Source organism: Catonella sp., assembly GCF_057250765.1.
Genome location: NZ_DBHIEC010000015.1, coordinates 16,612 through 29,348 on the forward strand (window position 1 = coordinate 16,612; position 12,737 = coordinate 29,348).

The 12,737-nt window shown below is 39.0% G+C and carries 11 protein-coding genes; 10 read left to right on the top strand and 1 reads right to left on the bottom strand.

Features of this window, described 5'->3' with window-relative positions; all coding sequences use genetic code 11:
* The first annotated feature begins 2 nt into the window (after positions 1–2).
* From ACO6HM_RS08735 to ACO6HM_RS08765, 7 genes are all read left to right on the top strand, one after another.
* On the top strand, positions 3–1,898 hold the full coding sequence (locus ACO6HM_RS08735) for a peptidoglycan D,D-transpeptidase FtsI family protein (protein WP_485390676.1): 1,896 nt from the start codon (positions 3–5) through the stop codon (positions 1,896–1,898).
* Between the two features lie 5 nt (positions 1,899–1,903).
* On the top strand, positions 1,904–2,866 hold the full coding sequence (gene mraY / locus ACO6HM_RS08740; RefSeq protein ID WP_485390677.1) for a phospho-N-acetylmuramoyl-pentapeptide-transferase: 963 nt from the start codon (positions 1,904–1,906) through the stop codon (positions 2,864–2,866).
* A 27-nt stretch (positions 2,867–2,893) separates the two neighbouring features.
* Entirely contained in the window at positions 2,894–4,186 is a 1,293-nt protein-coding gene (locus tag ACO6HM_RS08745; RefSeq protein WP_485390678.1) for an FtsW/RodA/SpoVE family cell cycle protein, read from the top strand.
* 17 nt (positions 4,187–4,203) lie between these two features.
* Positions 4,204–4,914: a cell division protein FtsQ/DivIB gene (locus ACO6HM_RS08750; RefSeq protein WP_208429061.1), complete on the top strand. Its 711-nt coding sequence runs from the start codon at positions 4,204–4,206 to the stop codon at positions 4,912–4,914.
* A 143-nt stretch (positions 4,915–5,057) separates the two neighbouring features.
* On the top strand, positions 5,058–6,215 hold the full coding sequence (gene ftsZ / locus ACO6HM_RS08755) for a cell division protein FtsZ (RefSeq protein WP_485390679.1): 1,158 nt from the start codon (positions 5,058–5,060) through the stop codon (positions 6,213–6,215).
* 26 nt (positions 6,216–6,241) lie between these two features.
* Complete coding sequence (gene nrdR, locus ACO6HM_RS08760; RefSeq protein ID WP_208429059.1) at positions 6,242–6,688, top strand: transcriptional regulator NrdR; 447 nt, start codon at positions 6,242–6,244, stop codon at positions 6,686–6,688.
* A 21-nt stretch (positions 6,689–6,709) separates the two neighbouring features.
* Entirely contained in the window at positions 6,710–7,303 is a 594-nt protein-coding gene (locus ACO6HM_RS08765; RefSeq protein WP_485390680.1) for a putative ABC transporter permease, read from the top strand.
* 63 nt (positions 7,304–7,366) lie between these two features.
* On the opposite strand, the gene ACO6HM_RS08770 is transcribed toward ACO6HM_RS08765, so the two are convergent.
* On the bottom strand, positions 7,367–8,392 hold the full coding sequence (locus ACO6HM_RS08770) for a LacI family DNA-binding transcriptional regulator (RefSeq protein ID WP_485390681.1): 1,026 nt from the start codon (positions 8,390–8,392) through the stop codon (positions 7,367–7,369).
* Between the two features lie 284 nt (positions 8,393–8,676).
* Here ACO6HM_RS08770 and ACO6HM_RS08775 point away from each other — a divergent pair, with 284 nt between their 5' ends.
* From ACO6HM_RS08775 to ACO6HM_RS08785, 3 genes are all read left to right on the top strand, one after another.
* Entirely contained in the window at positions 8,677–10,584 is a 1,908-nt protein-coding gene (locus tag ACO6HM_RS08775; RefSeq protein ID WP_485390682.1) for a beta-N-acetylhexosaminidase, read from the top strand.
* A gap of 204 nt (positions 10,585–10,788) precedes the next feature.
* Positions 10,789–11,751 (top strand): ABC transporter permease, encoded by a 963-nt coding sequence (locus ACO6HM_RS08780; protein WP_485373501.1) that lies wholly within the window; start codon positions 10,789–10,791, stop codon positions 11,749–11,751.
* Positions 11,752–11,766: 15 nt separating this feature from the next.
* Entirely contained in the window at positions 11,767–12,687 is a 921-nt protein-coding gene (locus tag ACO6HM_RS08785) for a carbohydrate ABC transporter permease (protein ID WP_485390683.1), read from the top strand.
* Positions 12,688–12,737: the final 50 nt, after the last annotated feature.

Genomic DNA, 12,737 nt, shown 5'->3' on the forward strand with positions numbered 1-12,737 from the left:
TAATGGCAACAAGAGCTAATAATGGAAGAAGAAGAACTACAGGCAGAAAGAATGTCCGTAAAAAAAGCGGGATGACAGTTAAGGGTAAGATAGTGTTAACGTCCGCTTTTTTTGCGTTGGGACTAATAGGTGCTTCTCTTGCAGTTATTTATGTTGCACAGGGAAAGGGAGAGGGCTATAAGAAAAAATACCTTGCCCAGCAGACATACAGCAGCAACCCGATTATAGCCAAAAGAGGAGATATATCTGACAGACGTGGGGTCGCTTTTGCCAAGTCTGTCTTGGTGTATAATTTTGTTTTAGAGCCTAAAATCATACTTTCAAAAGAAGATGACTACAGGGCACCTACAGTTAAGTTTGCAAGTGAATATTTCGGCGTATCTCAGGATGAACTAAACAAGATAATTGATAACAATCCTGAGTCTATGTATCAGGTTATAAAAAAAGAAGTAAGCTATGATGAAAAGGAAAAATTTATAGCGGCGGTAAATGAGTATAACAAGAGAAATACAAAAAACGAAAAAGCGGATACGGCAAACGACATTGTTGTAGGCTACAACTTTGAGAGCTACTATAAAAGGACTTATCCTCTAAAGACGGTAGCCAGTGATGTGATAGGATTTACATACTCAGGAGATATGGCAGAATGGGGACTTGAGGGATATTATAATTCTAAGCTAAATGGCAAAAACGGCGTAAGATACGGTTACTTCAACTCCAATATGGAACTGGAAGAAACTGAAGTTGAAGCCAAGAATGGCTTAAATGTAGTCACTACGATAGACTCCGATGCACAAAAGATGACCGAAGATATAATTGCTGATTATCAAAAGACTGAGGGAGCTGAAAACGTAGGTATAATCTTGATGAATCCAAATAACGGTGAAATCTACGTAATGGCATCAAACAAAGGCTATGACCTCAATAATCCCAGAGACCTTACAGGGTATTTCAGTCAAAAAGAAATTGATGCTATGAGCGATGATAAAAAGCTTGAAGAGCTAAGCAATATATGGAAAAATTACTGTACCAGTGACATATATGAGCCCGGTTCTACCTTTAAGCCTTTTACGGTGGCGGCCTGTCTTGAAGAAAATGTAGTAAAGAAGAAGCAGCAGTTCTACTGTAAGGGCTATGAGATAGTAATGGATAGAAAAATCCGCTGTGCAAAAAGAGACGGACATGGTATGATTACATTGTCTCAGAGCATTGAACAGTCCTGCAATGTTACAATGATGCAGATAGTAAGGAAGCTTGGTAGGAAGGATTTTGCCAGGTATCAGGACATATTTGGTATAGGAAGCAGAACAGGTATAGATTTCCCGGGAGAGACAACGGGCCTGGTATACAATGAAGCACAGCTTAATCCTGTAGAGCTTGCTACCAGCAGCTTTGGACAGAGTGTGTCTGTTACCATGATTCAGATGGCTGCAGGCTTCTCGTCCCTTATAAATGGCGGGACTTATTACAAACCACATCTTGTTAAGGAACTAGTGGATGACAACGGAGTGGTGGTAGAGAAAAAAGAGCCTGTAGTTATGAAAAAGACTGTAACAAAGGATACATCAGAGTTCATACAGAAGGCACTTTATGAGACGGTAGAACAGGGTTCAGGCTGGAGGGCAAAGTCTGAAGGGTACAAGATGGTTGGTAAAACGGGTACTGCCCAAAAGCTTGACAATATCAATGGAAAGCTTGTAAGATCAGATACCAACTACGTGATTTCTTTTATTGGCTGTGCCCCTTATGATAATCCTCAGGTTGTGGTCTATGTCGTTGTAGACCAGCCTAAGGTTAAGGATCAGACTGCTAACGGCATTGCATCCGCACTTGCTAAGAAGGTTGCTGAAAATGTATTTAAGGTACTTGGAATATATCCTGAAAAAACTAAGGAGTAGACATTATGTTTTCAATTGAGATATTTTTACCTGCATTTATTTCATTTGCGCTTACAGTGCTTCTATGCCCTATATTCATTCCTATACTTCATAGGATGAAGTTCGGTCAGTTCATAAGGGGGGAAGGCCCTGAAAGCCATTTGAAGAAGGCAGGGACTCCTACAATGGGTGGAATAGTTATGCTTGCTGCATTTACAGTTTCATCGCTTGCATATATGTTAAATGAATCTCAGATTTTTCCTGTTATTTTACTTACAGTCGGATTTGGGTTTATAGGATTTTTGGATGACTTTATTAAGCTTGCCAAAAAACGCTCCTTAGGACTAAGGGCTTGGCAGAAGCTTGGACTTCAGATAGTGCTCACAGGATATTTTGCCTATGTGATTATGAATGATTATCCTGAACTTACACAGATTATTATACCTTTTACAGGAGGACAGGTGGTTTGGAACCTTGGTATACTATTTGTTCCTTTTGTATTTATCGCAGTATTAGGTACTGTAAACGGTGCCAACTTTACTGACGGACTGGATGGACTTGCAACCTCGGTAACTGTTGTTATAGCAATGTTTTTTGCAATATTCTCATTAAGGATTGAATCACCTGTTTACCTTACAGCTATGATAATGATAGGAACCCTGCTTGGCTTCTTAATCTTTAATACATACCCTGCTAAGGTATTTATGGGAGATACCGGCTCTTTGGCTCTTGGAGGCTTTGTGGCTGCAGAGGCATTTATGCTAAAAGTCCCTTTATTCATTATAATAGTGGCCTTTATATATCTTGCTGAGATACTTTCGGTTATGATTCAGGTTAGCTATTTTAAGATTACTCACGGTAAGAGAATATTTAAGATGTCACCTATACATCATCATTTTGAGCTTTCAGGCTTTGAAGAGACAAGGGTGGTTGCGATGTTTACCGTAGTAACTATACTCTGTTGTTTTATAGGTTTTATTGCATTATAGTAGATAATAGAAATGGTTGGTGATGCTATGGGAAAAGTGGCGAAAGGTAAGAAGACTGCGGCAGCAGATACTAAGAAAAAAAGAATTGGTATAAGATATTATGATTTTAACCTTACCTTCCTGATTCTTTTTGCCTGCTCCATAGGCCTTATTATCATCTATAGCGCAAGTGCATACATAGCAAAAAGCAAGAATCTTGAATCAACTTATTTCTTAAAAAGACAGTTAATTACTATCGGGATTGGCTTCATTTTTATGATTCTGTTCTCATTTGCAGACTATAGATGGCTAAAGTTTAGAGTAAGGCTTCCTATGCCAAGGTTCTTAAGAGGACTGCTTGGAAGAAATTCCTTTGTTATTTCACTTCCTTGGATAATGCTCTTTGCCATGACAGCTCTTCAGGGCTACACAAGCTTCTTTGCACCTATAAATAATGGCGCAAGGAGGTGGATAGATGTGGGCGGTTTGTCATTTCAGCCGTCTGAATTTGCAAAGTTTGTAGTCATTGTATTTGGAGCATATATCTGCCAGAGAAAGCCGGGAAAGATAAATACGCCGGGAGGATTCTTTTGGGCAATTGTTTATGTACTGCCTTTGTTAGGCTTTATTGCAAAAGAAAACCTCAGTGCGGCTATAATAGTTGCAGGAATATATGGCTGTGTTATATTTGTAAATGCTAAAAAGACATTGCCTTATCTGGTGCTTGCAGGCATAATGGCGGCTTCTATAAAGGCTGTGGTAAAGCTCCTTGGAGGATATAGAAGTGCCAGGTTGGAAATACAAGCCAATGTTGAGACGAGCGAAAAAGGACAGCAGATACTTCAGGGACTATATGCGATAGCCTCAGGAGGGCTTTTTGGCAAAGGGCTTGGCGGAAGTGAGCAGAAGTATGGCAGGGTTCCTGAAGCATATAATGATATGATATTTACCATAGTATGTGAGGAATTTGGCATATTTGGCGGGATAGCGGTAATAGTGCTGTTTGGGCTCATACTTTATAGGATGTTCATAGTGATTATGAATGCAAAAGACAGGTTCGGCGCCCTGGTTGGAGTGGGGATAATGTCTCAGATTGCCATTCAGGTGGTACTTAATATATTGGTTGTAACCAATGTTATTCCTTCCACAGGTGTTATCCTTCCGTTTATCAGCTTTGGTGGAACAGCGGTTATCATTATGCTCTTTGAGATAGGAGTGTTCTTAAATATATCACGCCAGATAGAATATAAGAACAGCCTGCTTACCGGCAAGACTTCAGCCTATAATAACGTAAATAATGTGAGACCAAGGCAAAGAAGCATAAACCATGGAACAAGATAAAATCAGCAGGAGAAGATATGCGCAATAAGATAAAGGTGGCTCTTATCATCATTTTCTTTCTTATACTGGCAGCGGGTGGTCTTGTGATGGCTTCCGGACTTAAGGAAGTAAAGGTAAAGGGAAATATATACTATACAGATGACAAGCTTAAGGATGAATTAAAGAAGTACTATGTAAAAGGAAACACCATACTCACGTACTTGAGGCTTAAATATGATAAAAGCATAACGATTCCATTTGTGGATGAGATTGATGTGGACCTTACGGGGCTTCACAGTATAGTGATTGATACAACAGAAAAAGAGGTGGTAGGCTGTCTGCCTTTTATGGGAGAATTTATCTGCTTTGACAAGGATGGTATTATGGTAGGGAGCATTCCTAAAGAAAAGGACAATATACCGGTAGTTACAGGGATAATCTACGATACTGCCGTATTTAACAAGCCAATCGCAGCTAAAAATGCTGAAGTATTTGAATTGACATTGAATATCACGCAATTAATCAAGAAATACGGACTTGAGATAAACAGGATTGAGTTCGGAGACAATCTGTCAATAAAGTTATATGAAAAAGATGTGAAAATTTTGCTTGGCAGAAGAAAACATTTTGACGAACAGATATCAAATCTGGTTGAAATATTACCTAAAACTAAGGGTATGAAGGGAACTCTACACATGGAAGACTTCTCTGAGACCAATAAAAGGGTGATTTTTGAAGCAGATAAATAATAAAAATTGTAAAAAATAACTTGATTATTTTGAATATAATGTATATTATTAAGTGGGAAATTATATTTAATTTATTTCTCGAGTTATAGGTATAGGATATTGATTATTAGATAACTATGTAATAAGTGTAGGAGGAAGAGGCCTTGTTAGAGATAAAGGATGAGAGAGAATCAGGAGCTTGCAGGATAATTGTTGTTGGAGTTGGCGGTGCAGGAAATAACGCCGTTGACAGAATGATTAGTGAGGGAGTTGCGGGAGTTGAGTTTATCAGTGTTAATACTGATAAACAGCAGCTTATTTCCTGTACAGCACCTACCTGCATACAGATTGGTGAGAAGCTCACAAAGGGACTTGGAGCAGGAGCTAAGCCTGAGGTAGGCGAGAAGGCTGCTGAGGAGAGCAGAGAGGATCTTGCAGCTGCTCTTGAGGGAGCTGATATGGTATTTGTTACCTGCGGTATGGGTGGTGGCACCGGTACCGGAGCTGCACCTGTGGTTGCTGAGATTGCTAAGGATATGGGAATACTCACAGTCGGTGTAGTAACAAGGCCGTTTAGATTTGAAGGACCAAGAAGATCAAGAAATGCAGACAGCGGTATAGATAAGATGAGTGAAGTAGTAGATACTCTGATAGTGATTCAGAATGAGAAGCTTCTTGAGATTATGGATAGACGCACAACTCAGCCTGAGGCTTTTGCTAAGGCTGATGAGGTGCTTAGACAGGGTGTGCAGGGCATCACAGACCTCATTGCTGAGGATGCAGACGTAAGTCTTGACTTTGCCGATGTAAGTACTGTCATGAAGGATAAGGGACTCGCACACATAGGAATAGGAGTGGGAACCGGAGAGAACAGATGTCTTGAGGCTGTTAAGATAGCTGCTGAGAGCCCTCTGCTTGATATAAGTATAGCCGGAGCTACTGACATGATAGTTAATTTCTATGGTGATATCATTATGCAGGAAATCGCTGATGCAGTTGATCATCTTCAGGAAATGATAGGTGATGAGAGCGATGTTAATATTATCTACGGCTCAAAATATGATGATACTAACAAAGATCAGGTTACGGTTACTGTTATTGCAACAGGCTTAAGTGACGAGAGAACAGGAGCTGTAGATGTGGCTAAGAGACCTCTGCAGCCAAGAGGGGTAGCGGGAAGAACCAGTATTCCTTCTTCAACCAGACAGAGTTCAAGACCACAGCCTGCTGCTGAGAAGATAACAGCAGCAGAAAAGGTGACTAATGATTCCGGCAATTCAGATATTAAGATACCTGAATTTCTTATCAAGGGAAGAAAATAAGACGCTGTTTGGCTCGGAGGTAAGTGATGAAGTGTCCATTTTGTGGTAATGAAGATACAAGGGTGATAGATTCAAGACCTTCAGATGATAATTCTACTATTAGAAGAAGAAGGCAGTGTGATAAGTGCAACAAGAGATTTACCACTTATGAAAAGGTGGAGACTATACCTCTTGTTGTAATCAAGAAGGATATGACAAGGGAGACCTATGACAGGTCAAAGATAGAGTCAGGAGTGTTTAGATCCTGTCACAAGAGGCCTGTGCCTGTTGAAGATATCACTGCTTGCGTGGAAGATATAGAAAATGCCATCTTTAATAAAGGTGTTAAGGAGATTTCAAGCTCTGAAATAGGTGAAATAGTTATGGAGAGACTTAAAGCTCTTGATCAGGTTGCTTACGTGAGGTTCGCATCTGTATACAGGGAATTTAAGGATGTAAATACCTTTAAGGATGAGCTTGAGAAGTTATTATAACGAAAGGGTGAATGTTCGCAAATGTGGGAGAGAGAAATATTTGATACTGACCTTTACCATCTGGTTGGTGCATTTATTATCTATAGCATGTTAGGATGGCTGGTTGAGTCGATATATATGTCTTTTTGTAACAGGAAGATAACCAACAGAGGCTTTGGAAGAGGTCCATTCTGCCCTATTTACGGGGTCGGAGCAATGGTAGGCTACATCATTTTAAGCCCTCTTAAGGGGAATTACCTCGGTATCTATATAGCAGGTGCTGCATCCGCTACTTTATTTGAGTATATAGTCGGAGTGCTTATGATAAGATATCTTGGCGCACTTTGGTGGGATTATAATGATAAACCGTTTAATTATAAGGGGATTATCTGCCTTGAAAGTACGATTGCCTGGGGATTTTATGCTCTTGCTATAGTGTATTTTCTACAAAGTGCCGTATATGGACTTGTTGACCGTGTTCATAGAGAGATGGGAGTTTTTATTATAGGAGCCATACTACTCATTGTCTTTGTAGACTATGTGATGCAGTTTATGAAAGTATTCAACATAGATATTGAAGAACAGAAAGAAAAGATAGAAGAGAGAGTAAAAGCTTTTGCATCCAGATGGAGTTAAATATAAGCTAACTAAAGGGCTATACAGTGGATATGCTGTATAGCCCTTTTCCAGATAGCTCATCTAATTAGGAAAAATAGAACTAAAGTAGGATATTTCAGGATGTATGTACACTGTTTCATAAGGTGCAGCAGGATGCTCCATTCTGTAAAGTATCTGTAAAGCAAGCCTTCTGCCTAGTTGTCTCGTATTTACACTGGCTGTTGTGATCTTATCTGCAACATTGACATACTCCTTGCTTCCGTCAAAACCGGTAAGGAGTATAGGCTTATTAAAGCGCTTAGGGTTTTCTGAGATATACATGGCAATAAACTGTGCCACATAGTCACTCACACAGATAAAGGCATCCGGCATCTCCTTTATCGAATCCAAAAACTCGAATATTTTACTCTGGTAACTGGATATTCCTATCGAATCGGTATAACATATAGTAGGGTCAAGAGGTACATTGTGTAGTGAAAGACCGTCCACAAAGCCTTGATAACGCTCTAAATTGGTTCTTGCATAATTTAAATCTCCTATAAAGCCCAGCCTTGTACAGCCTTTTTTAACTATATCATCTATTATAGCTGTAATAGCACTTCTTCCCTCTATTAGCATGAGGTCGCAGGCAAGCATCTTCTCGGTTATTGATGGCACGGTATCAAGAAAAACCTTAGGGGTTGGAAGCTTTATTAACCTCTTGATAATATGTCTGTCATAAAGGTTCATAACTACAATTCCGCCTACATTGTCACCTGTAAGTATATCAGGTATCTGAAAATTGTTATCGTATGAACTTTGTATGTATGTGTACAGTAAGTTAACATTGTGCAGGGCAAGTTCCTTTGCCATACTGTGTATAATATCTATCCAAAAGACAGCAGAATCAGGCCTTGACACTACAAGCGACACATTCTTAAAGTTATTCATATCCTTGTTAGAGACAGTGATTGCAGAAAGACTATTGTAGCCAAGCTTTGAAGCCATGTCCAATATGCTGTGTTTTAAAGCGCTTGAGACACCCGGCTGATCGTTAAACACCTTCCAAACGCTCACCCTTGATACTCCAAGTGCATCGGCAATATCCTGCATAGTAACTTTACTCATTTGTCAATCCGCCTCCCCCTCTGTATAGCTGTTTAGCTAAGTAATACAAAAAATAATTTGGATAATAAAACATTTTAAAGTATACAACAATTATATATATACAATGTTAATTGCTTTGTTAACTTATGTTAAGTATAATAAAGATAATGCACATATGTCAATACAAAACTCAATTAATTTATAAAACATCTTGAAATATTTTTAAATACATATTACTATTCAATTAGTTGAAGTATGTTTAAATACTTTTAAAACAAAAATATATTTTTTAAGGAGTATATATCATGTATTTTTTACCAAAACCAAAAAAACTTACAGAAACAAGCGGTGAGTTCTTCGTAGAATCCGGGATAAGAATAGTTTCAGAGAGTGAAGGACTAAAGATAAGCACAGGCTGGGCACTGCCAAAGGTCTTAAGGGATGAGCTTCTTCGTTATGCCGGCGTAGAAGCCACGCTTACTGCAGGAACTGCAAGTAAGGGTGATATAAGTCTAAGACTTGTAGGTGCACTTCCGCCTCAAAGCTATGTACTTTCCATAACAGAAGAACAGATTGAGATTCTTGGCAGGGACAGAGCAGGTGTTGGCTATGGCATCCAGACTCTCTGCCAGATTATAAGAAACAAGGGTGCCTTACTTCCTGCTCTTAGGATAGAGGATAAGCCTGATATACCTGCCAGAGGATTTTACATGGATCAGGCAAGAGGTAGAAGTTTTAAGTTAGACACTATTAAGAAGCAGATAGATTTACTTTCAAGGTATAAGTTAAATCAATATCAGCTCTACATAGAGCAGTCCTTTGCTTTTAGAGGATTTTCTGAGATGTGGAGGGAAGACAGTGTGCTTACTCCGGAAGAGATTATGGAGCTTGATAAGTACTGTAAGGACAGAGACATTGACTTCGTGCCATCTCTTGCAAGCTTTGGTCATCTTTATGAATTGCTTAGAACAAAATGTTATGAGGATATTTGTGAGCTTGAAGATGCTGCGGGCAAGCCGTTTTCATTCTGGGAAAAGATGCAGCACCATACAGTAAATGTAGATGATGAGCGTTCTTTTGAAGTTGTGAAGAAAATGCTTGATGAGTACCTGCCGCTATTTAGCTCAAAGCTAGTTAATATATGTGCGGATGAGACGTTTGACCTCGGCAAGGGAAGGTCTAAGGCGCTGGCTGACAAGGTGGGTACCGACAGAATGTATATGGACTTCTTAAAGAAGCTCTGTGAGTACGTTGTTAGCAAAGGAAAGATTCCTATGTTTTGGGGAGACATTATACGTAAATTCCCTGAGTTTATTAAGGAGCTTCCTACAGAGACCATATGCTTGGCCTGGGGATATATGGCTGAGCAAAAAGATGATATCTGCGAGCCTATTGCCAAGGCTGGGGCTAACCTTTACCTTTGCCCGGGTGCTTGCGGTTGGAATACTCTAATAAATAGAATTGACACTTCATACTCCAATGTTAAGATTATGAGTGGGTATGCAAGAAAATATGAGGCCATAGGACTATTAAATACTGAGTGGGGCGATTTTGGGCACATAAACAATCCTTCATTTACGACACCGGGAATAGTATATGGTGGAGTATTTACCTGGAATCTGGATGCATATTCAGGAGAAAAAGGAGTAGGAAAGGAAGAGCTAAATAAAGCTCTGTCTTTCCTTGAGTATGATGACAAGTCAGAAACCTATACCAAGCTGCTTGAGAAGGCTGCTCTCAATCAGATATATGACTGGTGGAGTGCTGTGCTTTTGTTTGAAGGCTTTGCGGATGCGGCAAACTTTGATGAGAAGACAAACCCTGCAGGCTTTAACAGCCACAAGGCCTTAACTGAGAGACTCGATAGGTTCAAGGCTGAAATAGCTGATGTAGACAGGGCGTCTAAAGAGCTGTTAGAAATCAGAAAGAAGCTTAGAAAAACAGTGCTTTCTATGGACAGTTCTAAAAGAAATGAGTTTAACAAGGCTGACAATGCGATTGTAGGTATTGATATCTGGAATAGAGTAGGAAGAGCCGTAGTTATGCCTGAGACAGTAGATGAGAAAGTGAAGTATGAGCTTGCAGAGGAACTTGAAATATGGTATATGAAGTATAAGGAGATTTATAGAGCGGACTCAAAGGAGAGTATGCTTGGAAGGGTAACTAAGGTTGTGCTTTGGTATGCAGACAGATTAAGGGGAATAACTGAATAATTTTTACAGTTAAGTAACTTTATACTAGGATGTCTTAGTAAACATATACATCATTTATTAATTGTATGTTAACAAAAATATTTATTTGCAACATTTTAGTAAATAAAATGTTGCAAAATGTTAATTGATATGATAAAATGTAACCTAGATTAGAAATTGAAGGGAATTACTAATACTTCTACAAAAACAGCAGGAGGGAAAATGATGAGCAGTAAAAAAGAAGCTACTCTGCCTAAGAAAAAGAAAAAGTGGACAAGAGATGACACCGAATTGACCTTGCTCGGTATACCTACATTTATTTGGTACATCTGCTTTTGTTACCTGCCTATGTTTGGTATTGTAATTGCTTTTAAGGAATTCAGGCTCAGACCAAGAACAGGATTCCTGCAGAGCCTTTTTCAAAGTAAATCGGTTGGATTCAAGAACTTCAAGTACTTTATTAACTCAAATGACTTTATGCTTTTGCTTAGGAACACTATAGCATATAACATTGTATTTATTATTCTTGGAATTATTATTCCTGTTACTTTGGCTATAATGATAAGTCTTATTCATAGTAGACTTAAGTCCAAAGTATACCAGACAATGATGTTCCTTCCTCACTTTATGTCCTGGGTAGTTGTAAGTTATTTTGTATATGCTTTCCTCAGCCAGGATAAGGGATTTATCAACAACATTTTATCCTCTTTTGGAATGGAAAAGGTAAACTGGTATTCGGAACCTAAGTACTGGCCTTTCATACTGATATTTATGCAACAGTGGAAGAGTATTGGTTACAGTATGGTAGTTTATCTTGCCTGCATCACAGGTATTGACTCAAGCCTTTATGAGGCTGCGGTTATTGACGGTGCAAACAAATGGCAGCAGACCAAGTACATTACACTGCCTAGCCTTAAGTCAGTAATTATAATGATGTTCATATTGAATGTGGGAAGAATTTTCTACTCAGATTTCGGTTTGTTCTATCAGGTAACACAGCAGATTCCTGCTTCCTTACATGATGTGGCATCCACATTTGATACCTATGTTTATAATGCATTGCAGTCAAATGTTCCTATCGGAAAGACTGCGGCAGCTTCTGTAGCTCAGTCTATAGCTTGCTGTATTACTATTCTTGCAGCAAACTTTGTGGTTAAGAAGATAAACAAAGAACAGGCAATCATTTAACTAAGGAGAATTAAAGTGGAAAATAAAAATGTAAAGAAGGGTAAAGGACTTAACCAGATTAGGCCTGGAACAAACATTGTTTTCAATATTGTTTTTATAATTTTATCCTTAATGTGTATAGTGCCGGTAATTTTCGTATTTATTATTTCGATTTCATCTGAGACTTCTCTCGCTGAGTATGGCTACAGATTTGTACCGGCAGAGCTTTCAAGTGCAGCCTATCTGTATCTTTGGAAAGAAAGGATGATGATATTAAAGGCGCTCTGGATATCGGTGATAGTAACAATGGGAGGTACAATCCTCGGACTCGGTCTTACTACCTCGATGGGATATGTACTTTCAAGACAGAGTTATAAGCTGCAGAACTTTTTTACCTGGGTTATATTCATACCGATGATATTCAACGGTGGTCTTGCTGCAAGCTACGTTGTAAACGACAAGCTCTTGAACCTTAGTGATACGCTTTTAGCACTCATACTTCCGCTTGCAGTTTCGTCTTTTAACATAATTATATGTAAGACGTTCTTTAGAACCACAATACCTGACTCGGTTATTGAGTCGGCTAAGATAGATGGAGCTACTCAGCTTGGTATATTTAGCAAAATAGTGCTTCCTATATCAAAGCCGGTAATTGCTACAATCGGACTTTTCTTAAGCTTTGGTTACTGGAATGATTGGTTCTTATCATCTCTTTACATAAGAAATAAGGACCTCATATCGCTTCAGGCTTTGCTTAACAGCATGGTTAAGAACATACAGTTCCTTGCAAGCAATCCGGACGGTGGTGTAAGTATTCAGCAGTATCTGGCAACCATGCCAAGAGAATCAGTTAGAATGGCGATTGCCATAGTTATAGTAGTTCCTATAGCTTGTGCTTATCCATTCTTCCAGAGATATTTTGTAACCGGACTTACAATAGGTGCGGTTAAGGGTTAAATCTTAAGCTATGTAGCTTTTAGATAAAATGTTTAAAAAGTGAAAGGAGA

What these genes read in the sequence shown, in the direction of transcription:
- ACO6HM_RS08735 (WP_485390676.1), top strand. Translation starts at nt 3, where the DNA reads ATGGCAACAAGAGCTAATAATGGAAGAAGAAGAACTACAGGCAGAAAG.
- mraY (WP_485390677.1), top strand. Translation starts at nt 1,904, where the DNA reads ATGTTTTCAATTGAGATATTTTTACCTGCATTTATTTCATTTGCGCTT.
- ACO6HM_RS08745 (WP_485390678.1), top strand. Translation starts at nt 2,894, where the DNA reads ATGGGAAAAGTGGCGAAAGGTAAGAAGACTGCGGCAGCAGATACTAAG.
- ACO6HM_RS08750 (WP_208429061.1), top strand. Translation starts at nt 4,204, where the DNA reads ATGCGCAATAAGATAAAGGTGGCTCTTATCATCATTTTCTTTCTTATA.
- nrdR (WP_208429059.1), top strand. Translation starts at nt 6,242, where the DNA reads ATGAAGTGTCCATTTTGTGGTAATGAAGATACAAGGGTGATAGATTCA.
- ACO6HM_RS08765 (WP_485390680.1), top strand. Translation starts at nt 6,710, where the DNA reads ATGTGGGAGAGAGAAATATTTGATACTGACCTTTACCATCTGGTTGGT.
- ACO6HM_RS08770 (WP_485390681.1), bottom strand. Translation starts at nt 8,392, where the DNA reads ATGAGTAAAGTTACTATGCAGGATATTGCCGATGCACTTGGAGTATCA.
- ACO6HM_RS08775 (WP_485390682.1), top strand. Translation starts at nt 8,677, where the DNA reads ATGTATTTTTTACCAAAACCAAAAAAACTTACAGAAACAAGCGGTGAG.
- ACO6HM_RS08780 (WP_485373501.1), top strand. Translation starts at nt 10,789, where the DNA reads ATGAGCAGTAAAAAAGAAGCTACTCTGCCTAAGAAAAAGAAAAAGTGG.